We start from the raw sequence: 21,586 nt of genomic DNA on the forward strand, positions 1-21,586 counted from the left end.
GCGGACGTCCGCACCGGCCCCCTCGTCGTGGAGCGGTCAGGCCAGCCGGCGCATCCAGCCGTGCCGGTCCCGCGCCCGCCCGTACTGGATGTCCGTGAGCTCGCTGCGGATCGCCATGGTCAGCTCGCCCGGCTCACCGTCGGCGACGGTGTGGTCGAAGTTGCTGCTGGCCAGACGACCCACCGGCGTCACCACCGCCGCGGTGCCGCAGGCGAACATCTCCCGCACGCTGCCGCCGGCGAGGCCCGCCTCGATCTCGGCGAGGGAGATCCTCCGCTCGACGACCTCGTGGCCGCGGTCCGCCACCAGCTGCAGGATGGACTTGCGGGTGATCCCCTCGAGGATCGAACCGGTCAGCTCCGGGGTGTGGACGGTCCCGTCGTCCATCACCACGAAGATGTTCATGCCGCCGAGCTCCTCGAGGTAGGAGTTCGTGCTGGCGTCCAGGAAGCACACCTGGTCGCAGCCGTTCTGCTGCGCCTCGGTCTGCGGCAGCAGGCTGGCGGCGTAGTTGCCGCCGCACTTGGCGTTGCCCGTACCGCCCGGCCCGGCCCGGTGGTAGTCCTGGGAGACCCAGATCGAGACGGGCTTGACGCCGCCGGCGAAGTACGGGCCGACGGGCGAGGCGATGCACAGGTACTCGACCTCGGCGGCGGGCCGGACGCCGAGGAACGGCTCGGAGGCGAACATGAAGGGGCGCAGGTAGAGGCTCGAGTCCTCCCCGCCGGGGACCCAGGCGCGATCGGTCCGCACCAGCGCGGCGATCGAGCCGATGAAGTCGTCCACCGTCAGGGCGGGCAGCGCGAGCCGGTGCGCCGAGCGCGCGAACCGGTCGGCGTTCGCCTCGGGCCGGAAGGTCCACACCGACCCGTCGGCGTGCTTGTACGCCTTCATGCCCTCGAAGATCTCCTGCGCGTAGTGCAGGACGGCGGTGGCGGGGTCGAGCTGCAGCGGACCGTACTTCTCCACGCGCCGGTCGAGCCAGCCGTCCTCCTGCCGCCAGGACACCCGGGCCATGTGGTCGGTGAACACCGTGCCGAAACGGGGTGCCGCGAGCGCTTCTTCGCGCTCGGCGTCAGGGGTGGGCTCGTCGGTGCCGCGGACGTCGAACAGGGCGACGAGGTCCTCGAGCTCCTCGGGGAGCACGTTGTGCGAGGTCGTGGTCATATCAGAGGCCTTTCACCAGGTAACCCCTGTAGGGTCCCACGACTCTCGGCATCGTGGGACCCCGTGCGGCGCCGCCCCTGCGCCGACCCCCTCGCGCGCCCGGAGCCGTGCGGATCCCGGGCGGCTGATCCGGCGGGTCAGCCCGCGACGCGCGCGGCGAGCTCGCGCCCGACCTCCGCCGTGGACCGTACCCGGTCGCCCCGCTCGGCGAGGTCGGCCGCCACGGCGGCCTCGACCCGGCGGGCCTGCTCGGTCAGCCCGAGGTGGTCGAGCAGGAGGGACACGGACAGCACCGTCGCCGTCGGGTCGGCCTTGCCCTGGCCCGCGATGTCGGGGGCGGACCCGTGCACCGGCTCGAACATCGAGGGCGTGGTGCGGTCGGGGTTGATGTTGCCGGACGCGGCCAGCCCGATGCCGCCGGTGATCGCCGCGGCCTGGTCGGTGAGGATGTCGCCGAAGAGGTTGTCGGTGACGATGACGTCGAACCGCGAGGGGTTCGTGGTCAGGAAGATCGTCGCGGCGTCGACGTGCAGGTAGTCGGTGGTGACGTCCGGGAACTCGGCGTTGACGGCCTCGACGGTGCGCCGCCACAGGTGACCGGCGTGCACCAGCACGTTGTGCTTGTGCACCAGCGTCAGGTGCTTCCGGGGGCGCGCCTGGGCGCGGGCGAAGGCGTCGCGGACGACCCGCTCGACACCGAACGCGGTGTTGACCGACACCTCGGTGGCGATCTCGTGGGGCGTCCCGGTGCGGACGGACCCGCCGTTGCCGACGTACGGACCCTCGGTGCCCTCGCGGACGACGACGAAGTCGACGTCGCCCGGGTCGGCCAGCGGGCTGGTGACGCCGGGGAAGAGCTTGCCGGGCCGCAGGTTGACGTAGTGGTCGAGGGCGAACCGGAGCTTGAGCAGCAGACCGCGCTCCAGCACGCCGGACGGCACCGAGGGGTCGCCGATCGCGCCCAGCAGGATGGCGTCGTGGTCCGTGATGCGCGCGAGGTCCTCGTCGGTGAGGGTCTCGCCGGTGCGGTGCCAGCGACGGGCGCCGAGGTCGAGCTCGGTCGTCGAGACCTTGACGTCGGCGCCGGTCAGCGCCGCGTCGAGCACGGTGAGACCCTGCTCGACGACCTCGGGACCGATACCGTCCCCTGCCACCACGGCCAGATCGATGTTGCGCGTCATGCGCCGATACTACGCGGGGGCACGCCATCATGCGGACGCGCGTCTCAACATGCGGACAGGACGCGAGCTACATCTCCCGCGAGGACAGCACGCAGAACTCGTTGCCGTCGGGGTCCGCCAGCACCGTCCACGACGCGTCCGCCGGCTGCCCGACGTCGATCCGCGTCGCCCCGAGCGACCCCAGCCGGTCGATCTCGGCGTCGCGGTCGTCGCTGGTGTGCGGCGCGAAGTCCCAGTGGAGGCGGTTCTTCGACGACTTCTCGTGCTCCACACGCACGAACACCATCCCCGGGGGCGTCTGGTGGAAGGTCAGGCTCCTGCCCAGCTCCCGGGCCCAGGGCGGGACGAGGACGCACTCCTCGTCGGACTCGTAGGCGAACTCCCATCCCAGGGCCTCTGCCCACCAGCCCGCCAGGGCACGCGGGTCGGTGGACTCCACGACGGTCGAGTACCAGCGCAGCGGCATGTCGCGATCACCTCACTCGGAGTAGAGGACCTTGAACCGCTCGCACAGGACCTCCAGCGACGGGTCGAACTCGTGGGCGGTGCCCGCCAGCGTGCGGCGCCAGTAGCGCTCGTGCTCGGTGCGCCAGGACTCCAGCGTCCGGTCGTCCTCGCCCTCACGCCAGGCGTGCTCCGCGGTGACCTCGCCGAACGGCACGCGGTCGACCTGGGTGGTCCGGATCAGCGCCCGGGGCTCGCCCGCCCCGTCGAGCAGGATCGACAGGTCCCCCTTGCGGGGCTCGGGTTCCCCGGCGTCCTCGTACTCGACGACGAGCGACGCCGTCGCCGTCTTCGTCCCGACGAGCACCAGACGGAGCAGCTCGTCGGCCAGCCGCGGCGAGTCGCCGAACGCCCAGGCCGGCGGCGGGACGACGTTCTCCGACCGCTCCCCCACGGCTCCGCCGTGGCTGGTCCGGCCGGCACTGGGCCGGGCGGTGTCCCAGAAGGCCGTGATCCGTTCGGCCTGGGCCACGTCGTCCAGCTGCGGACCCTGGTCGGCCGTGGCGGCCGCCTCGGGCGGGGGTGCGTCGTGGCCGGTGAAGGCGCCGTCGTCCGTCATGCGGGACATCCTGCCACCGCCGCCGGTCCACCGCGCCCCCACCCCGCCTCCCGCGAGTCAGGACGGATCTCGGCGGGTCAGGACGGAACTCGACGGGTCAGGACGGTTCCCGTCCGGTCAGGACGGAACGCGGTGAATCAGGCCTCCGCCGCCCCCGAGCGGGGCCGCGATCTGCCAGGATCTCGGCATGTTCCTTCGGGTGGCGGCCTACGCCGTGATCATCGACGACGGTCAGGTGCTCCTGCCGCACTGGTCCGCGACGGGACGGTCGGGGTGGACGTTGCCCGGCGGCGGCATCGACCCGGGCGAGCACCCGGAGGATGCGGCCGTGCGCGAGGTGCGCGAGGAGACCGGGTACGACGTCGAGCTCGACGGCCTGCTCGGCGTGGACAGCCACGTGGTGGAACCCCAGGACCTCATCGGCTTCGAGGACGACCCGGACGTCGACCCGCTGCACGGCATCCGCGTCGTGTACCGGGCCCGCGTGGTCGGGGGGTCGCTCACCGTCGAGCAGGACGGGTCCACCGACGACGTGGCGTGGCACCCGCTCGACGCCGTGGCGCACCTTCCGCGGGTCGACCTCGTCGACATCGGACTGGGTTGGGCCGGAGCCCTCTGACTCGCTGAGTTCCGCCCTGACTCGGCACGGGGTGGTGGCCCGGGGTCGGGTCGGACGTGCGAGCGGCCGCCGCCCCGGGGTGGGGGCGACGGCCGCTCACGTCGATCGCTGACGCAGGGTGGTTGTCAGCGAGCGGCGGTGCCCTCCGTGTAGTCGGAGTCGGCCGGCTTGATCCACGAGAACATCTTGCGCAGCTCGCGGCCGGTGGCCTCGATCGGGTGGTTCTCCGCCTTGGCCCGCAGCTCCGTGAACTCCGGGGCGCCGGCGTCCTGGTCGGCGATGAAGCGCTCGGCGAAGGCACCCGACTGGATGTCCGCGAGCACGGCCTTCATGTTCTGCTTGACCTCGGGCGAGATCACGCGCGGCCCGGAGACGTAGTCGCCGTACTCCGCGGTGTCGGACACGGACCAGCGCTGCTTGGCGATGCCGCCCTCGACCATCAGGTCGACGATGAGCTTCAGCTCGTGCAGCACCTCGAAGTAGGCGACCTCGGGCTGGTAGCCGGCCTCGGTGAGCACCTCGAAGCCGTACTGGACGAGCTGGGAGGCGCCGCCGCACAGCACGGCCTGCTCGCCGAACAGGTCGGTCTCGGTCTCCTCGGTGAACGTGGTCTTGATGCCCCCGGCGCGCAGGCCGCCGATGCCGGCGGCGTAGGACAGCGCGGTGTCCCAGGCCGTACCCGAGGCGTCCTGCTCGACGGCCACGATGACCGGCACGCCACGGCCGTCGACGTACTCGCGGCGCACGAGGTGGCCGGGGCCCTTGGGGGCGACCATGAAGACGTCGTGGCCGGCCTCGGGCTTGATGTAGCCGAAGCGGATGTTGAAGCCGTGGCCGAAGACCAGGGCGGCGCCGTCCCGCAGGTTCGGGGCGATCTCGTCGCGGTACAGGTCCCGCTGGACCTGGTCCGGGGCCAGGATGACGACGACGTCGGCCTCGGCGACGGCCTCGGCCACGGGCAGGACCTTCAGGCCCTGCTCCTCGGCCTTGGCGGCCGACGACGAGCCGTCGCGCAGGCCGACGCGGACGTCGACACCCGAGTCGCGCAGGTTCAGCGCGTGGGCGTGGCCCTGGCTGCCGTAGCCGATGACGGCGACCTTCTTGCTCTGGATGATGGACAGGTCGGCGGCATCCTCGTAGAACATCTCAGCCACGGTGGTGCTCCTCTTTCTTCAGGGTGTGACGCGTCAGGGGGATTCTGGCAGGCACGGGGTGGCGGGGCGCAGGCGTCTCAGGCGCTGCGGACCCGCTCCAGCGCCCGGTCGGTGATGGATCGCGACCCGCGCCCGACGGCGAGGGTCCCGGACTTGACGATCTCGCGGATGCCGTACGGCTCGAGGGCGGTCAGGAGGGCCTCGAGCTTGGCCCCGGTCCCGGTGGCCTCGATGACGACCGTGTCGGGCACGACGTCGACGACCTTGGCCCGGAAGAGCTCGACGACCTCGAGCACCCCCGACCGGGTGGTCGGGTCCGCCTTGACCTTGACGAGCAGGAGCTCGCGCTGGACGGACGCCTCCGGGTCGAGCTCGACGATCTTGATGACGTGGACCAGCTTGTTGAGCTGCTTGGTGACCTGCTCCAGCGGGTGGTCCTCGACGTCGACCACGACGGTGATCCGCGAGATCTCCTCGTGCTCGGTCGGGCCCACCGCCAGGGACTGGATGTTGAACGCGCGACGGGCGAAGAGCCCGGCGACGCGGGTCAGGACACCCGGCTTGTCCTCGACCAGCACGGACAACGTGTGACGGCTCATCGGCTCAGTCCTCTCGTTCCCAGGCCGGCGAGATGCCCCGCGCGTACTGGATGTCGTCGTTGCTGACCCCGGCCGCGACCATCGGCCACACCATCGCGTCCCGCGAGACGGTGAAGTCGACCACCACGGGCCGGTCGTCGATCTCCTGGGCCTTCTTGATCGCGGCGTCGACCTCGTTCTCGTGCTCCACGCGGATGCCGACGCAGCCGTAGGCCTCGGCGAGCTTGACGAAGTCGGGGATGCGGGCGGTGCCGTGGCCGGTGTGCAGGTCCGTGTTGGAGTACCGCTCGTTGTAGAAGAGGGTCTGCCACTGGCGGACCATCCCGAGCGAGCTGTTGTTGATCAGCGCGACCTTGATCGGGATGTCGTTGATCGCGCAGGTGGCCAGCTCCTGGTTGGTCATCTGGAAGCAGCCGTCGCCGTCGATCGCCCACACATCGCGGTCGGGTTCGCCGACCTTGGCCCCCATCGCCGCCGGGATCGAGTACCCCATGGTCCCGAGCCCGCCGGAGTTGATCCAGGTGTTGGGGCGCTCGTAGCGGATGAACTGGGCGGCCCACATCTGGTGCTGGCCGACGCCCGCCACGTAGATCCCGTCGGGGCCCACGAGCTCGCCGAGCCGGGAGATCACCGACTGGGGAGCCAGGTGACCGTCGTCGGTGGAGCTGTAACCGAGCGGGTAGGTCTCACGCCAGGTGTCGATCTGGTGCCACCACGCCTCGATGTCGGGTCTGCCGACCTTGTCGTGCTCGGCCTCGAGGGCGGGCACCAGATCGGCGACGACCTCGCGCAGGTCGCCGACGATCGGCACGTCGACGGCGCGGTTCTTGCCGATCTCGGCCGGGTCGATGTCCGCGTGGACGATCGCCGCGTGCGGGGCGAAGCTGGACAGCTTGCCGGTGACCCGGTCGTCGAAGCGGGCGCCGAGGGCGACGATGAGGTCGGCCTTCTGCAGCGCGGCCACGGCGGGCACCGTGCCGTGCATGCCCGGCATGCCCAGGTGCTGCGGGTGGGAGTCGGGGACCGCACCCCGGGCCATCAGCGTGGTCACCACCGCCGCGCCCGAGACGTCCACCAGGCGGCGCAGCTCGGCCGCGGCCCCGGAACGCACGGCCCCGCCGCCGACGTACAGCACCGGGCGACGCGCCGTGGCCAGCAGCTTGGCGGCCTCCCGGATCTGCTTGGCGTGCGGCTTGGTCACCGGGTGGTAGCCCGGCAGCGTCAGCTGCTGCGGCCAGGAGAACGTCGTCCGGGCCTGCATCGCGGACTTGGCGATGTCGACCAGCACGGGACCCGGACGACCGGTCGAGGCGATGTGGAAGGCCTCGGCGATGGTCCGCGGGATGTCGTCGGCGTCCTTGACCAGGTAGGAGTGCTTGGTGATCGGCATCGTGATGCCGACGATGTCCGCCTCCTGGAAGGCGTCCGTCCCGATGGCGGGGCCGGCGACCTGACCGGTGATCGCGACCATCGGCACGGAGTCCATGTTGGCGTCGGCCAGCGGAGTGACGAGGTTGGTCGCCCCGGGGCCCGAGGTCGCCATCGTCACCCCGACCCGCCCGGTGGCGTGGGCGTACCCGGACGCCGCGTGCCCGCCGCCCTGCTCGTGGCGCACCAGGATGTGCCGCAGCTTCTGGGAGTCCATCAGCGGGTCGTAGGTCGGCAGGATCGCACCGCCGGGGATGCCGAAGACGGTGTCGACGCCGATCTCCTCGAGCGACCGGACGATCGACTGCGCGCCCGTGACCTGCTCCTCGACCCGGTGCTCGACCGGGCGCGGAGCGGTGCGCGCTGCCACGTGGGCGGGTGTCGGGTTCGGCTGGCCCATCGGTCTCTCCTGCCGCTGGAACGGAATCTGGGGTGTGTGGGGTGTCTCTGTGCAATGAAAAACCCCTCGGTCCCGACCACAAGGGGGACGAACGAGGGGTGAGCGCGCTGACGAAGTCCGGAACGTGGCCTCAGCCGGCGCGCCCAGGAAGTACTACAAGGATGATCGTCTGCACGTGACGCACGTTACGCCGTCGGGCCGCGGATGTCACGCGCTGGTCGGAACGTCCCAGATGATGGGACGCCGCCGGGAGCGGGTCGGTCAGTCGAGGTCACGCCGGCGGAACACGGCACCGGCGACGAGCGTCAGCACGGCCACGACCGCCAGCCAGTACAGACCCCCGTGCACACCGTCGACCACGCCCGCCAGCCACGGCACCGAAGCCTCCCCGGACGGGTCGGCCGCCCTCGCGGGGTACTGGTAGATCGCGCCGCCCCGGAGCCAGGCGTCCAGGTTCAGCACCGGCAGCCAGCGCTGCGCGGCCCCCAGCGTGAACGCGAAACCGGCGCTCGCCCACAGCAGGAGCGCGACCCCACCGATGGCCGAGGCCGCGTGGCGCAGCAGCACCCCCAAAGCGACGCCCGCGGCGGCGCACAGCGCCCCGGCCAGGAGCAGCCGCCCCGAGAACGCGGCGATCTCGGCCCAGTCGGCCCCCGACACCGTCCCCAGGGTCCCGGCGGCGGCGTGCAGCGCGTAGAGGCCACCGACGGTGGCCAGCCAGCCCCCGAGGACCAGCGGCGCCGTCCCCAGCGCGGCGGCGGCCGCCTTCGACCCGTAGACCCGCGAGCGGCGGGGCTCGAAGGTCAGCCACAGCCCCAGCGCCCCCGTGCGCTGCTCCGCCGTGACGAAGCTGACGCCGACGACGAAAGCCAGCATGAGGAAGGCCGGCGCGGCACTCCGCGCGGCGGCGGAGAGGCTCGACCAGCCCGACCACAGGGACTCCTGCACGGCGGCGACCTCTGCCGAGACGGCCGCGGCGGCGGTCTCCGTCCCGGTCAGCCCGCCGGTCGCCGAGGAGCCGGAGGTCTCGTGCGACACGAAGGTCGAGCTCGACGGCAGGAACTGCTCGAGCCGGGGTTCCAGCCGGTCGCACCCGTAGTCGGCACCCGGCTCGGCCGCCTGGGCCTCCCGGCAGCTGGCCGTCTCCTGCGCGCCGTTCTCCTGCCACCACTCGACCTGGTCGGCGTAGAACTGCTCTGCCTGGGCGATCTCCTGCGCCGACGGCGGCTGCGCCGCGCCGACCTGGGTCACGACGGCGAGCCCCGCGACCACGAGCGCCAGCAGCAGCCCACCCCACGTCACGCGGCGCATCCACAATCGCCGCAGCTCGACCCGGACCAGTCGCATCAGACGCTCTCCCCCGCCGTCTCGGCCTGCGTCAGCCCGAGGAAGACCGACTCCAGGTCGACCTGCCGCGGGGCGAGCTCACGGGCCCACACCCCCTGCTCGCCGAGCATCCGGTTCACGGCGGCCGCCTCGGCACCCTCGACGACGAGCGCCGCACCGTCGCGCTCGACCGACAGCCCGCGGGCGCCGAGCACGCTCGCGGCGACCGCGACCTCGTCGGGCGCGAGCCCGACCCGCACCGCGGCCCCGGCCTGCCCGGACACGAGGTCGGCGACCCGGCCCTCGGCGATCAGCCGTCCGCGGGCCACGATGGAGACCGTGTCGGCCACCTGCTGGACCTCGGCGAGGATGTGGCTGGAGACCAGCACCGTCCTGCCGCGGTCGGCCAGGTCCCGCATGGTCCGCCGGATCTCGTGGATGCCCGCCGGGTCGAGCCCGTTGTTCGGCTCGTCGAAGATGAGCAGGTCGGGGTCCTTGAGCAGCGTCGCGCCGATGGCCAGCCGCTGCTTCATGCCCAGCGAGTAGGTCCGGTAGGGATCCCCGGCGCGGCCGCTGAGACCGACCTCCTCGAGCACCGCGTCGACCCGGCCGCGCGGCGTGCCGATGGCGTCGGCCAGCAGCTGCAGGTTCGACCGCCCGGTGAACGCCGGGAAGAAACGGGGGCTCTCGACGATCGCACCGACCCTTCCCACGACGTCGGGCAGGTGCCGCGGCACCTCGTGACCGAAGATCGTGGCCGTGCCCCGGTCGGGACGGGCCAGACCCAGCAGCATGCGGATCGTCGTGGTCTTCCCGGACCCGTTCGGGCCGAGGAACCCGTGCACGCCTCCGAGGGGGACCCGCAGGTCCAGGTTCTCGACACCGACCCGACGCCCCCGCAGGGTGCGGAACGACTTGCGCAAACCGCGCGTCTCGACCGCCAGCTCGCCGTCGATCACCACATGCCTCCCGGTGGCCCCGCGGGGCCACGCCGACCGCTCCCACCTGGACGGACGCCGGGTGTGCTGCGGAGCATAGCGGCCCGGCGGGCACCCGGGACAGGTCCCCCGCGGTTCCTTCAGCCGGACGACGGTCGGTCGGCGGGGATGTCGAGCTCGCGAGCCGCCTCCGAGATCCGGGCCGCGAGCGCCGCGTCCCGATCGCTGAGCCCGCCGATGTCGTGGGACATCGTGCGCACGACGACGGTGGCGTACCGCAGGTCGACGTCCGGGTGGTGGTCCGCGGCCTCGGCCAGCTCCCCGATCTCCTCGACCAGCCGCACCCCGGTGGTGAAGGCACCGGTGCGGAACGTCGCGGTCGCCGGCCCGTCCTCGGGCGCCTGCCAGTCCTCGGTCCCGGCGGCGTCGTGGAACTGCGCGGGGGTGATGCGGTCACTCATGGTCCTGGTCCCTTCCGATCGAGACGGCGATGTCGATCTCGTTGCCCTCCGGGTCCGCGACGGTACGCCACAGCGGCGCCTCGGCGTCGTACACGACCCGCCCCCCGGCGGCCACCGCGGCGGCGACCCGCTCGTCGGCCACGTCCGCCGGGACGAACAGGTCGACGTGGATCCTGTTGCGCTGCTCGCGGGGTGCGTCCATCTGCTGGATGAAGACGGACGGGCCACGCAGCAGCGGGTCGTACAGGTCGGCGTCCTCCCGGGTGGCGTACCCGAGGGCCGCGGCCCAGAACCGGCGTACGGCGTCGACGTCGAGGGCGTCGAAGGTGAGCTGGACGTCCCGCAGGGCACCCGGGTCCGGCTCCACACCGGCCTCACGGGCGGCGGCCTGGATCCGGCGCGCCAGGTCGAGCGCGGCGTCGTCGATCCAGCCGTCCTCGGGGGCGCCGACGCGGAAGGTGACGTGGCCGAACCGCAGGTCCGTGGAGAGCCGCACCCCGGCGTCGTCGGCGAGGCGTTGGGCGGTCGCCGCGAGGTCGACCCCGGCGTCGAACCCGCCGGTCACGTAGCGCGCGCACGCCCCCTGCAGGACGCGCCAGTCGTCCACCCCGTCCGCGGCGCGGAACGCGTCCGGGGAGACCAGGCCCTCGGGGAGATCGTCCTCGAAGCCCTCCCACGCCTCGACGTCGGCCTCGTTGCCCTCGGGGTCCGCGAGGGTCCACCACTGCGGCACGAACTCCTCGGTCGTGAGCCGGCCGCCCGCCGCGAGCGCCGCCTGCACGCGCGCGGGTCGGTCGTCGTGCGGGACGAAGACGTCCAGGTGCAGCCGGTTGCGCAGCGGCCGGGGCTCGTCCATCTGCTGGAACCACACGCCGGGCCACCGGGCGTCCGGGTCGAGCAGGTCCTCGTCACCGGCCCGGCGGTGGCCGAGCACGACCTCCCAGAACGGCATGACGCGCTCGCGGTCGGTGGCGTCGATGGTCAGCTCGACGTCCCGCAGCGCGGCCGGGTCGGGGGTCAGGCCCACCCGCTCGGCCGCGGCCGAGATGTCCTGCGCGAGGGCGACGTCGCGGCGGCTCAGTCCGCCGACGTCGTGCGAGACGCACCGCACGACGACGGCGTCGGGGCGCAGGTCGACGTCGGGGTGGTGGTTCGCGGCGTCGGCGAGCACCTTGATGTCCTCGAGCAGCACGGCCCCCGCCCCCGGTGCGGTAACGCGGAACAGTGCGCAGGCGCCGTGCGACAGCACGCGCCAGTGCCCGGTGGCGTCGGCCTTCTCGAAGGCGTCCGGGGTGATCTCGTCGGACTCGGTGGCCATGGTCCCTCCCGCGGTGGCCGGTGCGATCCACCTACCGTGCCGTGGTCGGGGGCAGCTCGCGCGTCCTCAGCCGAGCACGGCACCCTTCGACGCGGACTGCACGAGCTTCGTGTACTTGGCGAGCACCCCGCGGGTGTAGCCGTGCGGCACGGGCCGCCAGTCGTCGGTGTGCCGGGCGGCCAGCTCGTCGGCGTCGACGAGCAGGTCGAGCGTCTTGGCCGCGACGTCCAGGCGGATACGGTCGCCGTCGCGCACGAACGCGATCGGCCCGGCGTCGACGGCCTCCGGGGCGATGTGCCCGACGCACAGGCCCGTGGTGCCGCCGGAGAACCGGCCGTCGGTGACGAGCAGGACGTCCTTGCCGAGCCCCGCGCCCTTGATCGCGCCGGTGATGGCGAGCATCTCGCGCATGCCCGGGCCGCCCTTCGGGCCCTCGTAGCGGATGACGACGACGTCCCCGGCCGTGATGGTGCCGTCCTCCAGCGCGTCGAGGGCGTGCCGCTCCCGCTCGAAGACCCGCGCCGTGCCCTCGAAGACGTCGGAGTCGAACCCGGCGCTCTTGACCACGGCGCCGTCCGGGGCGAGCGACCCGTGCAGGATCGTGATGCCGCCGGTCGGGTGGATCGGGGCGTCCAGGGCACGCAGGATCTTGCCGTCCGGGTCGGGCGGGGCGATGTCAGCCAGGTTCTCGGCCACGGTGCGCCCGGTCACGGTGAGGCAGTCGCCGTGGAGCAGACCGGCGTCCAGGAGCGCCTTCATGATCACGGGGACCCCGCCGATGCGGTCCACGTCGTTCATGACGTAGCGGCCGAACGGCTTGAGGTCGCCCAGGTGCGGGACCTGGCTCGCCACGCGGTCGAAGTCCTCCAGGGTGAGCTCGACGTCGGCCTCGTGGGCGATGGCGAGCAGGTGCAGCACGGCGTTGGTCGACCCGCCGAACGCCATGACCACGGCGATGGCGTTCTCGAACGCCTGCTTGGTCAGGATGTCGCGCGCGGTGATGCCGCGGCGCAGCATCTCCACGACCGCCTCGCCGGAGGCGTGGGCGAACGTGTCCCGCCGCCGGTCGGCCGACGGCGGGGCCGCGGACCCCGGCAGGGACATGCCCAGCGCCTCGGCGGCCGAGGCCATGGTGTTCGCCGTGTACATCCCGCCGCAGGCGCCCTCGCCCGGGCAGATGGCCCGCTCGATGCGGTCGACGTCCTCGCGGGACATCAGCCCCCGCGAGCACGCCCCGACCGCCTCGAAGGCGTCGATGATCGTCACGTCCTTCTCGGTGCCGTCCGAGAGCTTGACCCAGCCGGGCATGATCGAGCCCGCGTAGAGGAACACGCTGGCCAGGTCCAGCCGGGCGGCCGCCATGAGCATGCCGGGCAGGGACTTGTCGCAGCCGGCCAGCAGCACCGAGCCGTCCAGGCGCTCGGCCTGCATGACCGTCTCGACGGAGTCGGCGATGACGTCCCGGGAGACCAGCGAGAAGTGCATCCCCTCGTGGCCCATCGAGATGCCGTCCGAGACGGAGATCGTGCCGAACTCGAGCGGGTACCCGCCGCCCGCGTGCACGCCGTTCTTCACCGCACCGGCGAGCCGGTCCAGCGACAGGTTGCAGGGCGTGATCTCGTTCCACGAGCTCGCGACGCCGATCTGCGGTTTGGCGAAGTCGTCGTCCCCCAGGCCGACGGCGCGCAGCATCCCGCGCGCGGCGGTGGCCTCCAGACCGTCGGTGACCTGACGGGAACGGGGCTTCAGGTCGGGGGTGGTTCCGGCGTCGGTGCTCGTCATGCCCTCAGGCTAGGGCCGACGGCGGCACGGGGCCCAGCGGTCTCCCGGCGCGGGACCGGACGGACCCAGATGCGCGCCCGGGTCCGCACGCTCCCGGAGACGAACGGCGCCGACTCGCCGGTCGGCGCGTACCCCAGGGCACGCCAGAACGGTTCCGCCGCCGCACGGTTGGTGTCGACGACGCCGAGCCGCAGCCGGACGACCTCCGGCCACGTCCCCGCACGCTCCTCGACCGCCGCGTGGAGCGCCCGGCCCAGCCCCTGGCGGTGCCGGCTCGCGGCGATCGCGAGCAGGCCCAGGTGCGCCTGGTCGGCGGTGGGCCAGCCGCGGATCACGTCGGCCAGCCCCACGAGGACACCCGTGGTGTCGAGGATCCCGAGGACGTGCTTGGCGTCCGGCGTCGTGCCCGGCGGACGCGACGTGAGGGCGTCGACCGCGTCCTGACGGCTCGGCGGACGCCCGGAGACGCGCCGCGCGTACCCGCCGTCGTCGGCGAGCAGCCGCTGGACGGCGTCGACGTCGGCCGCGGAGAGGTCGACGACCCGCACGCTCAGCGCCGCGCGACGAGGTCGACGTCGCGCACCGCGCCCTTGTCCGCGCTCGTCGCCATGGCGGCGTAGGCCCGCAGGGCCGGCGAGACGTACCGGTCGCGGTCCTTCGGCTGCCACGGGGTCGCCGAGGACTCCATCGCGGCGCGGCGCTCGGCGAGCACCTCGTCGGAGACGTTCAGGCGCACGGAGCGGGACTCGACGTCGATCTCGATCTCGTCGCCGTCCTCGACCAGGCCGATGACGCCGCCCGCAGCCGCCTCCGGGGAGACGTGCCCGATGGAGATGCCGGACGACCCGCCGGAGAACCGGCCGTCGGTGATGAGCGCGCAGACCTTGCCCAGCCCGCGGCCCTTGAGGAACGAGGTGGGGTAGAGCATCTCCTGCATGCCGGGTCCGCCGGCGGGACCCTCGTAGCGCACCACCACGACGTGCCCGGGCTCGACCTGCTTGGTGAGGATCTTCTCGACCGCCTCGTCCTGCGACTCGCACACGAGCGCCCGACCGGTGAAGTGGAAGACGTCCGGGTCGACACCGGCGGTCTTGAACACGGCGCCGTCCTCGGCGAGGTTGCCGCGCAGCACGGCCAGACCGCCGTCGGCGGTGTAGGCGTGCTGGACGTCGCGGATGCAGCCCTCGGCGGCGTCGGTGTCGAGGGACTCCCAACGGTTCTCGGTCGAGAAGGCCTGGGTGGTGCGCACCCCGCCCGGAGCGGCGTGGAACAGCTCGGTGGCCTGCTCGGTGGCCTTCCCGCCGCGCACGTCCCAGTCGTCCAGCCACTCCTGCAGCGTCGGGGTGTGCACGCTGGTGACGTCCTTCTCCAGCAGCCCGCCACGGTGCAGCTCGCCGAGCAGTGCCGGGATGCCACCGGCCCGGTGGACGTCCTCCATGTGGAAGTTCGGGTGGTTGGGGGCGACCTTGCTCAGGCACGGCACCCGCCGCGAGATCTCCTCGATGTCGCGCAGCGTGAAGTCGACCTCGGCCTCCTGCGCGGCGGCCAGCACGTGCAGCACGGTGTTGGTCGACCCGCCCATGGCGACGTCGAGCGCCATCGCGTTGGCGAACGCCTCCTTGGTGGCGATCCCCCGTGGCGCCGCGGTGTCGTCGGAGTCGTCGTAGTAGCGCTTCGCCAGCTCGACGACGGTGCGCCCGGCCTCGAGGAACAGCTCCTTGCGCGCGGCGTGCGTGGCCAGCGTCGAGCCGTTGCCCGGCAGCGACAGCCCGAGCGCCTCGGTGAGGCAGTTCATCGAGTTCGCGGTGAACATGCCCGAGCAGGAGCCGCAGGTCGGGCAGGCGTTCTCCTCGACCTTCGCCAGCGCCTCGTCGGAGACGTTCTCGTCCGCCGCGTAGTTGATCGCGTTGACGAGGTTGAGGTTCGTCCGCGCGACGCCGTCGGCGACGACCGCCTTGCCGGCCTCCATCGGCCCGCCGGAGACGAAGACGACGGGGATGTTCAGCCGCAGCGCCGCGTTGAGCATGCCCGGGGTGATCTTGTCGCAGTTGGAGATGCACACCAGCGCGTCCGCGCAGTGCGCGTTGACCATGTACTCCACCGAGTCGGCGATGAGGTCGCGGCTGGGCAGCGAGTAGAGCATGCCGCCGTGGCCCATCGCGATGCCGTCGTCCACGGCGATGGTGTTGAACTCCTTGGCGACTCCTCCGGCCTCGCGGATCGCGCCCGCGACGAGATCGCCCATGTCCTTGAGGTGCACGTGCCCCGGGACGAACTGGGTGTAGGAGTTCGCGATCGCGACGATCGGCTTGCCGAAGTCCTCCGAGCCCATGCCGGTGGCGCGCCACAGGGCGCGGGCGCCGGACATGTTGCGGCCGTGGGTGGACGTGCGCGAACGCAGGGGGCGGCTCATCTGCATGCTCCTTCGGACCGGCTCACGGACGCACCGTGAGCGACGTGCCTGGGCAGCGTACGCCGTCGTGCCGGATGCTGGGACGCCCGTCCCGCGTGCTGGTCACCGGGCCCGCCGCTCCCCCGGCGCCGACGGGACGGGCACCGTACGGTGGCCGCATGCCCACGACCGTGATGTGGTTCCGGCGCGACCTGCGCCTGGCCGACAACCCGGCCCTGCTGGCCGCGCTGGAGACCGCGCGGGCCGACGACTCCGCCGTCGTCGGCCTCTACGTCCTGGACGACGTCCTGTGGCGCCGGGCCGGCGTCAACCGGCTCGCCTATCTGCGCGAGTCGCTGCGCGCCCTGGACGAGGCCTGCGGCGGACGGCTCGTGGTGCGACGCGGCGACCCCGTCGACGTCGTGCCACGGGTGGTGCGCGAGGCCGGTGCCGCCGAGGTGCACGCCGCGGCCGGCTACGAGCCGTACGGCCGACGACGCGACGACGAGGTGGCCGCCGCGTTGGACGGTCCGGGCGTCCCGCTGGTGCGCACCGGGTCCCCGTACGCCGTGGCCCCCGGTCGACTCTTCACGCAGAGCGGCGGCGCGTACCAGGTGTTCACCCCGTTCCGGCGGGCCTGGCTGGAGCACGGCTGGCGGGAGCCGGTGCACCGGCCCCGGCAGATCCCGTGGGCCGACCTGCCCGGCGAGGACCTCCCGCACTCCCCCGAGCCGACGGCGCGACTGCCCCGCGCGGGCGAGGAGGCGGCCCGACGGCGGTGGCGGGACTTCCTGGACGACGGGCTGGCGGACTACCCCACCGCGCGGGACCGACCCGACCTGGCCGGCACCTCGGCGATGTCGGTGCACCTGCGCTGGGGCGAGATCCACCCGCGCACGATGCTCGCCGACCTCGCCGCGGCCCAGTCCGACGGCGCCCCCTCCGAGGCCGTGGCGACGTTCCGCTCCGAGCTGTCCTGGCGGGAGTTCCACGCCGACGTGCTGTACCACCGGCCGGACGCCCGCAACCGCTCGCTGCGCGCCGTCGTGCCCGACGACGCCTGGACACGGGGCGAGCAGGAGACCAAGTGGCTGACGGCCTGGACGGAGGGACGGACCGGCTACCCGTTCGTCGACGCCGGGATGCGGCAGCTGCTCGCCACCGGCTGGATGCACAACCGGGTACGGATGGTCGTGGCGTCGTTCCTCGTCAAGGACCTGCACGTGCGGTGGCAGCGCGGGGCCGAGCACTTCATGGCGCACCTGGTGGACGGCGACGTGTCCCAGAACCAGCTCAACTGGCAGTGGGTCGCGGGCACCGGGCACGACGCCGCGCCCTACTTCCGCATCTTCAACCCCGTCACCCAGGGCGAGAAGTTCGACCCCGACGGCGAGTACGTGCGCCGCTGGGTGCCCGAGCTGCGCGAGGTGGCCGGCCGGCGGGTGCACCAGCCCTGGAAGCTGGACACCCCGCCGGCCGACTACCCGGCGCCTCTGGTCGACCACGCGCACGAGCGCAAGGTCAGCCTCGACGACTTCCAGCGGGGCAGGTGAGACCCCGCCGGAGGCGGCCGGTCGTCTGGCGTGGCGCCGCGCTCAGGACCCGCGGACCATCGCGCGGTACTCGTCCTCGAGGATGCTCATGACGATCGCGTCGGACCAGTCGTCCCCGTCGCGGTAGGCGTCACGCAGCCGCCCCTCCTCGACGAAGCCGAGCGAGGCGTAGAGCGCCTTGGCCCGCGGGTTGATGCTGAGCACGTCCAGCCCGACGCGGTGCAGCCGCAGCCCGTCCGGACCGTCGTCGAAGGCGAACCGCAGCACCTGCTCGATCGCCTCCCGACCGTAGCCGCGGCCCCGGTAGTCCGGGAGCATCTGCAGGCGCAGGTTGGCGCTGCGGCTGACCGGGTCGATGTCGTTGAGGACGATCTCCCCGATCAGGTCGTCGCTGACGAGCTCGCCGTCGCGCATCGCGGCCGGCGTGATGGCCCAGTCGAACCGGCCGTCGCGGTCGGCGACCGTGGCCGCCCAGTCGTCGATCTGCTGCCGGGTGAAGCTCGCCGTCGTCCCCGTCAGGCGCATGCCCTCCGGATCGTGCAGCGACTCCCAGAGCCGCTCGGCGTCGGGGGCCTGGATCGGACGCAGCCGGACCATCTCGCCGGGCAGCACGGGGGGTGTCACGACCCGATCCTCTCCAGCACCAGCTCACGCACGCGCTTGGCGTCCGCCTGGCCCTTCGTCGACTTCATCACCGCGCCGATGATCGCGCCGACCGGACCCTGGTTGCCACCGCGGACCTTCTCGACGACGTCCGGCTGGGCGGCCAGCGCCTCGTCGATCGCGGACAGCAGCGCACCGTCGTCGGAGACGATCTCCAGACCGCGCGCGGCGACGACCTGCTCCGGGTCGCCCTCGCCGGCGAGGACCCCGTCGAGGACCTGGCGGGCGATCTTGTCGTTGATCCGGCCGGAGTCGATCAACCCCTGCAGCTCGCCGATCTGCGCCGGCGTGATGGACAGCTCGGCCAGCTCGACCTCGTCCTGCTTGGCACGGCGGGCGAGCTCACCCATCCACCACTTGCGCGCCGCGGCGGGGCTGGAGCCCGCCGCGATCGTGGCCTCGATGAGGTCGAGCGCTCCGGCGTTGACGACGTCGCGCATCTCGGCGTCGGCGTAACCCCACTCGTCCTGCAGCCGGCGACGCCGCGCCTGCGGCAGCTCGGGCAGACCCGCGCGGATCTCCTCGACCCACTCGCGCGACGGCTCGACCGGGACGAGGTCCGGCTCGGGGAAGTACCGGTAGTCCTCGGCGTCGGACTTCACACGCCCGGAGGTGGTGATGCCGGTGTCCTCGTGCCAGTGCCGGGTCTCCTGGATCACGGTGTCGCCCGCGTCCAGGATCGCCGCCTGACGCGACACCTCGTAGCGCACGGCCCGCTCGACCGAGCGGAACGAGTTCACGTTCTTCGTCTCGGTCCGGGTGCCGAGCGGGGCGTCAGGCGTCGCCCGCAGGGAGAGGTTGACGTCGGCACGCACGTTGCCGCGCTCCATCCGCGCCTCGGACACGTCGAGGACCCGGAAGATGTCCCGCAGCGCCTGCACGTAGGCGCGTGCCACCTCGGGGGCCCGGTCACCGACGCCGGTGATCGGCCTGGTGACGATCTCGACCAGGGGGATCCCCGCTCGGTTGTAGTCCACCAGGGAGTAGTCGGCGCCGTGGATGCGTCCCGCGGCACCGCCGACGTGCGTGTTCTTCCCGGCGTCCTCCTCCATGTGGGCGCGCTCGATCTCGACCCGGTGGATGGTGCCGTCCTCCAGCTCGACGTCGAGCCAGCCGTCGAACGCGATCGGCTCGTCGTACTGGGAGGTCTGGAAGTTCTTCGGGACGTCCGGGTAGAAGTAGTTCTTCCGGGCGAACCGGCAGGACTCGGCGATCTGGCAGTTCAGCGCCAGGCCGATCCGGATCGCGTACTCGACGGCGGTGCCGTTGACCACGGGCAGCGCACCGGGCAGGCCGAGGCTGACCGGAGTCGTCTGGGTGTTCGGGGCGCCCCCGAAGGACACCTCGGCCGGGCAGAACATCTTGGTGCGGGTGCCGAGCTCGACGTGCACCTCGATGCCGAGCACCGGGTCGAACCGTCGGACCGCGTCGGCGTAGTCGACCAGCTGGGTCACAGTCATCTCCTTCGTGGGTCCGTCAGCCGAGCTCGGGCGCGCGGTCGAGCAGCGGGCCGCCCCAGGACTTCTCCAGGGCGGACTCCAGGGCGGCGCCGACACGGTACAGGCGGTCGTCGGCCTTGGCCGGTGCCAGCACCTGGAACCCGACCGGCAGCCCGTCGTCCGACAGGCCGTTCGGCACCGAGATGCCGGGGATGCCGGCCAGGTTCGCCGGGATGGTCGCGACGTCGTTGAGGTACATCGCCAGCGGGTCGTCCAGCTTCTCGCCGAGCTTGAACGCCGTCGTGGGCGCCGTCGGGGACACCAGGACGTCGACCTGGGCGAACGCCTCGTCGAAGTCGCGCTGGATGAGCGTGCGCACCTTCTGCGCGCTGCCGTAGTAGGCGTCGTAGTAGCCCGCGCTGAGGGCGTAGGTGCCCAGGATGACGCGTCGCTTGACCTCGTCGCCGAACCCGGCGCCGCGGGTGGCCGCCATGACGCGCTCGGCGGTGACCGGGCCCTCCTCGGGCTCGACCCGCAGGCCGAAGCGCATGCCGTCGAACTTGGCCAGGTTGCTGGAGGCCTCGGCGGGCAGGATCAGGTAGTAGGCGGCGAGCGCGTACTCGAAGTGCGGGCAGGAGACCTCGACGACCTCGGCACCCGCCTGGCGCAGCAGGTCCAGGGACTCCTCGAAGCGCGTCTGGACGCCGGCCTGGTAGCCCTCGCCCTGCAGCTGGCTGACCACGCCGACCTTCACGCCGGACAGGTCGCCGAGCGCGCCCTGCTTCGCGGCCTCGACGAGCGGCGGCAGCGGCTCCGGGATGGAGGTCGAGTCGCGCGGGTCGTGCCCGCCGATGAGCTCGTGCAGCAGCGCCGAGTCCAGCACGGTCCGGGTCACGGGGCCGGCCTGGTCGAGGCTGGAGGCGAGCGCGATGAGGCCGTAGCGGGAGACGCCGCCGTAGGTCGGCTTCACGCCCACGGTGCCGGTCACGGCGCCCGGCTGGCGGATGGACCCGCCGGTGTCGGTGCCGATGGCCAGGGGGGCGGTGAACGCCGCCACCGCGGCGGCCGAACCGCCGCCCGAACCACCGGGGATCCGCTCGAGGTCCCAGGGGTTGTGGGTGTTGCCGTAGGCGGAGTGCTCCGTGGAGGAGCCCATGGCGAACTCGTCCATGTTGGTCTTGCCCAGGATGGGCAGCCCGGCCTCACGGATCTTCTCCACCAGGGTGGCGTCGTACGGCGGCACCCAGCCCTCGAGGATCTTGGAGCCGGCGGTCGACGGCATGCCCTGGGTGACGACGACGTCCTTGACGGCGATCGGCACACCCGCCAGCGGGTGCAGCTCCTCGCCGGCCGCCCGGCGGGCGTCGACGTCGCGGGCCGTCGCCAGCGCCTCGTCGGCGTTGACGTGCAGGTAGGCGTGCACCGAGCCGTCGACGGCGGCGATGCGGTCGAGGTAGGCCTGCGTCGCCTCGACGCTGGTGACCTCGCGGTGGCGCAGCTTCTCGGCCAGATCGGCGGCCGAGAGTCGGGTCAGGTCCGTCATCTCACTCCTCCCCGAGGATCTGCGGCACCGCGAACCGGCCGTCTTCGGCCTCCGGCGCGGCGGCGAGCACGTCGTCGACCGGCAGGGCCGGCTGCGGCTCGTCGGCACGGAACACGTTGGACATGGGCAGCGGATGGCTCGTCGCGGGGACCTCGGGGGTCGCGACCTGGCTCACCTTGGCGATGGACTCGACGATCACGTCGAGCTCGCCGGCGAGGCGGTCCAGCTCGTCTGGGCGCAGCTCGATCCGCGCCAGCGCGGCGACACGCGCGACCTCGTCACGGGAGATGGTGGACATGGCCGCCAGTCTAGTGGGCCGACGTGACGCCCCGATGACGTGGGGACCACCGGACGTGTGAACCATGTCCCTGGTCCGCGGTCCGGCCGGCGGCTCGGTGGTCGACGCTCGGGGGATGGCGGTCCAGCGCGGTGGGGAAGTGCAGCAGGCCCCCCACCTGTGGGGTGGGGGGCCTGCTGTGAAGGGTGTCCGGCGGCGTCCTACTCTCCCACCCCGTCTCCAGGGCAGTACCATCGGCGCTGAAGGGCTGAGCTTCCGGGTT

General features: G+C 72.6%; 20 protein-coding genes. 2 read left to right on the forward strand and 18 right to left on the reverse strand.

The genetic code is table 11. The annotated features are described in order from the left end of the window. Nucleotides 1-36 precede the first annotated feature (36 nt). From Q6349_RS13125 to Q6349_RS13140, 4 genes are all read right to left on the reverse strand, one after another. Entirely contained in the window at nt 37-1,167 is a 1,131-nt protein-coding gene (locus tag Q6349_RS13125) for a branched-chain amino acid aminotransferase (protein ID WP_171247275.1), read from the reverse strand. Between the two features lie 137 nt (nt 1,168-1,304). Next, nucleotides 1,305-2,348 (reverse strand): 3-isopropylmalate dehydrogenase, encoded by a 1,044-nt coding sequence (locus Q6349_RS13130; protein ID WP_171247276.1) that lies wholly within the window; start codon nt 2,346-2,348, stop codon nt 1,305-1,307. A gap of 67 nt (nt 2,349-2,415) precedes the next feature. Continuing rightward, complete coding sequence (locus tag Q6349_RS13135; protein WP_304604426.1) at nt 2,416-2,814, reverse strand: VOC family protein; 399 nt, start codon at nt 2,812-2,814, stop codon at nt 2,416-2,418. Between the two features lie 12 nt (nt 2,815-2,826). After that, entirely contained in the window at nt 2,827-3,411 is a 585-nt protein-coding gene (locus Q6349_RS13140) for an ASCH domain-containing protein (protein WP_304604427.1), read from the reverse strand. Between the two features lie 187 nt (nt 3,412-3,598). Here Q6349_RS13140 and Q6349_RS13145 point away from each other — a divergent pair, with 187 nt between their 5' ends. Further along, entirely contained in the window at nt 3,599-4,030 is a 432-nt protein-coding gene (locus Q6349_RS13145) for an NUDIX hydrolase (RefSeq protein ID WP_304604428.1), read from the forward strand. 125 nt (nt 4,031-4,155) lie between these two features. On the opposite strand, the gene ilvC is transcribed toward Q6349_RS13145, so the two are convergent. From ilvC to ilvD (Q6349_RS13195), 10 genes are all read right to left on the reverse strand, one after another. Then, the gene (gene ilvC, locus Q6349_RS13150) at nt 4,156-5,184 is read right to left on the reverse strand and encodes a ketol-acid reductoisomerase (RefSeq protein WP_304604429.1); all 1,029 of its coding nucleotides are present in this window, start codon (nt 5,182-5,184) and stop codon (nt 4,156-4,158) included. Nucleotides 5,185-5,261: 77 nt separating this feature from the next. After that, on the reverse strand, nt 5,262-5,783 hold the full coding sequence (gene ilvN, locus Q6349_RS13155) for an acetolactate synthase small subunit (protein ID WP_304604430.1): 522 nt from the start codon (nt 5,781-5,783) through the stop codon (nt 5,262-5,264). A 4-nt stretch (nt 5,784-5,787) separates the two neighbouring features. Then, nucleotides 5,788-7,611, reverse strand: coding sequence for an acetolactate synthase large subunit (locus Q6349_RS13160; protein WP_304604431.1), 1,824 nt, complete (start codon nt 7,609-7,611; stop codon nt 5,788-5,790). 261 nt (nt 7,612-7,872) lie between these two features. Continuing rightward, nucleotides 7,873-8,958: an ABC transporter permease subunit gene (locus Q6349_RS13165; protein WP_304604432.1), complete on the reverse strand. Its 1,086-nt coding sequence runs from the start codon at nt 8,956-8,958 to the stop codon at nt 7,873-7,875. Next, a complete protein-coding gene (locus tag Q6349_RS13170; protein ID WP_304604433.1) occupies nt 8,958-9,899 on the reverse strand; it encodes an ABC transporter ATP-binding protein in 942 nt (313 codons plus the stop codon). Before Q6349_RS13170 ends, Q6349_RS13165 begins: the two co-directional genes overlap by 1 nt. A 116-nt stretch (nt 9,900-10,015) precedes the next feature. After that, nucleotides 10,016-10,336 carry a 4a-hydroxytetrahydrobiopterin dehydratase gene (locus tag Q6349_RS13175; protein WP_304604434.1) on the reverse strand — a complete coding sequence of 107 codons (321 nt, stop codon included), beginning with the start codon at nt 10,334-10,336 and terminating at the stop codon, nt 10,016-10,018. Then, the gene (locus Q6349_RS13180; protein WP_304604435.1) at nt 10,329-11,654 is read right to left on the reverse strand and encodes a VOC family protein; all 1,326 of its coding nucleotides are present in this window, start codon (nt 11,652-11,654) and stop codon (nt 10,329-10,331) included. Before Q6349_RS13180 ends, Q6349_RS13175 begins: the two co-directional genes overlap by 8 nt. 66 nt (nt 11,655-11,720) lie before the next feature. Further along, nucleotides 11,721-13,436, reverse strand: coding sequence for a dihydroxy-acid dehydratase (gene ilvD / locus Q6349_RS13185; RefSeq protein ID WP_304604436.1), 1,716 nt, complete (start codon nt 13,434-13,436; stop codon nt 11,721-11,723). Continuing rightward, the gene (locus Q6349_RS13190) at nt 13,433-13,984 is read right to left on the reverse strand and encodes a GNAT family N-acetyltransferase (protein WP_304604437.1); all 552 of its coding nucleotides are present in this window, start codon (nt 13,982-13,984) and stop codon (nt 13,433-13,435) included. Before Q6349_RS13190 ends, ilvD (Q6349_RS13185) begins: the two co-directional genes overlap by 4 nt. A 2-nt stretch (nt 13,985-13,986) precedes the next feature. Further along, on the reverse strand, nt 13,987-15,849 hold the full coding sequence (gene ilvD, locus Q6349_RS13195; protein WP_304604438.1) for a dihydroxy-acid dehydratase: 1,863 nt from the start codon (nt 15,847-15,849) through the stop codon (nt 13,987-13,989). A gap of 158 nt (nt 15,850-16,007) precedes the next feature. Between ilvD (Q6349_RS13195) and Q6349_RS13200 the strand changes: the two genes are divergently transcribed. Next, nucleotides 16,008-17,381 carry a deoxyribodipyrimidine photo-lyase gene (locus Q6349_RS13200; protein ID WP_304604439.1) on the forward strand — a complete coding sequence of 458 codons (1,374 nt, stop codon included), beginning with the start codon at nt 16,008-16,010 and terminating at the stop codon, nt 17,379-17,381. A 42-nt stretch (nt 17,382-17,423) separates the two neighbouring features. Here the strand turns inward: Q6349_RS13200 and Q6349_RS13205 are convergent, their stop codons facing one another. Genes Q6349_RS13205 through gatC form a run of 4 tightly spaced genes read right to left on the reverse strand, consistent with a single transcriptional unit; the run spans nt 17,424 to nt 21,324 of the window. Further along, entirely contained in the window at nt 17,424-17,978 is a 555-nt protein-coding gene (locus Q6349_RS13205; RefSeq protein ID WP_369810825.1) for a GNAT family N-acetyltransferase, read from the reverse strand. 23 nt (nt 17,979-18,001) lie between these two features. After that, on the reverse strand, nt 18,002-19,504 hold the full coding sequence (gatB, locus tag Q6349_RS13210) for an Asp-tRNA(Asn)/Glu-tRNA(Gln) amidotransferase subunit GatB (protein ID WP_304604441.1): 1,503 nt from the start codon (nt 19,502-19,504) through the stop codon (nt 18,002-18,004). Nucleotides 19,505-19,520: 16 nt separating this feature from the next. Continuing rightward, the gene (gene gatA, locus Q6349_RS13215; protein ID WP_171248359.1) at nt 19,521-21,026 is read right to left on the reverse strand and encodes an Asp-tRNA(Asn)/Glu-tRNA(Gln) amidotransferase subunit GatA; all 1,506 of its coding nucleotides are present in this window, start codon (nt 21,024-21,026) and stop codon (nt 19,521-19,523) included. 1 nt (nt 21,027) lies between these two features. Beyond that, entirely contained in the window at nt 21,028-21,324 is a 297-nt protein-coding gene (gatC, locus tag Q6349_RS13220) for an Asp-tRNA(Asn)/Glu-tRNA(Gln) amidotransferase subunit GatC (RefSeq protein ID WP_304604442.1), read from the reverse strand. Nucleotides 21,325-21,586 lie beyond the last annotated feature (262 nt).

Origin of the sequence: Isoptericola sp. 178 (assembly GCF_030586525.1) — a bacterium.
In the GTDB taxonomy this organism is placed as follows: Bacteria; Actinomycetota; Actinomycetes; order Actinomycetales; family Cellulomonadaceae; genus Isoptericola; species Isoptericola sediminis.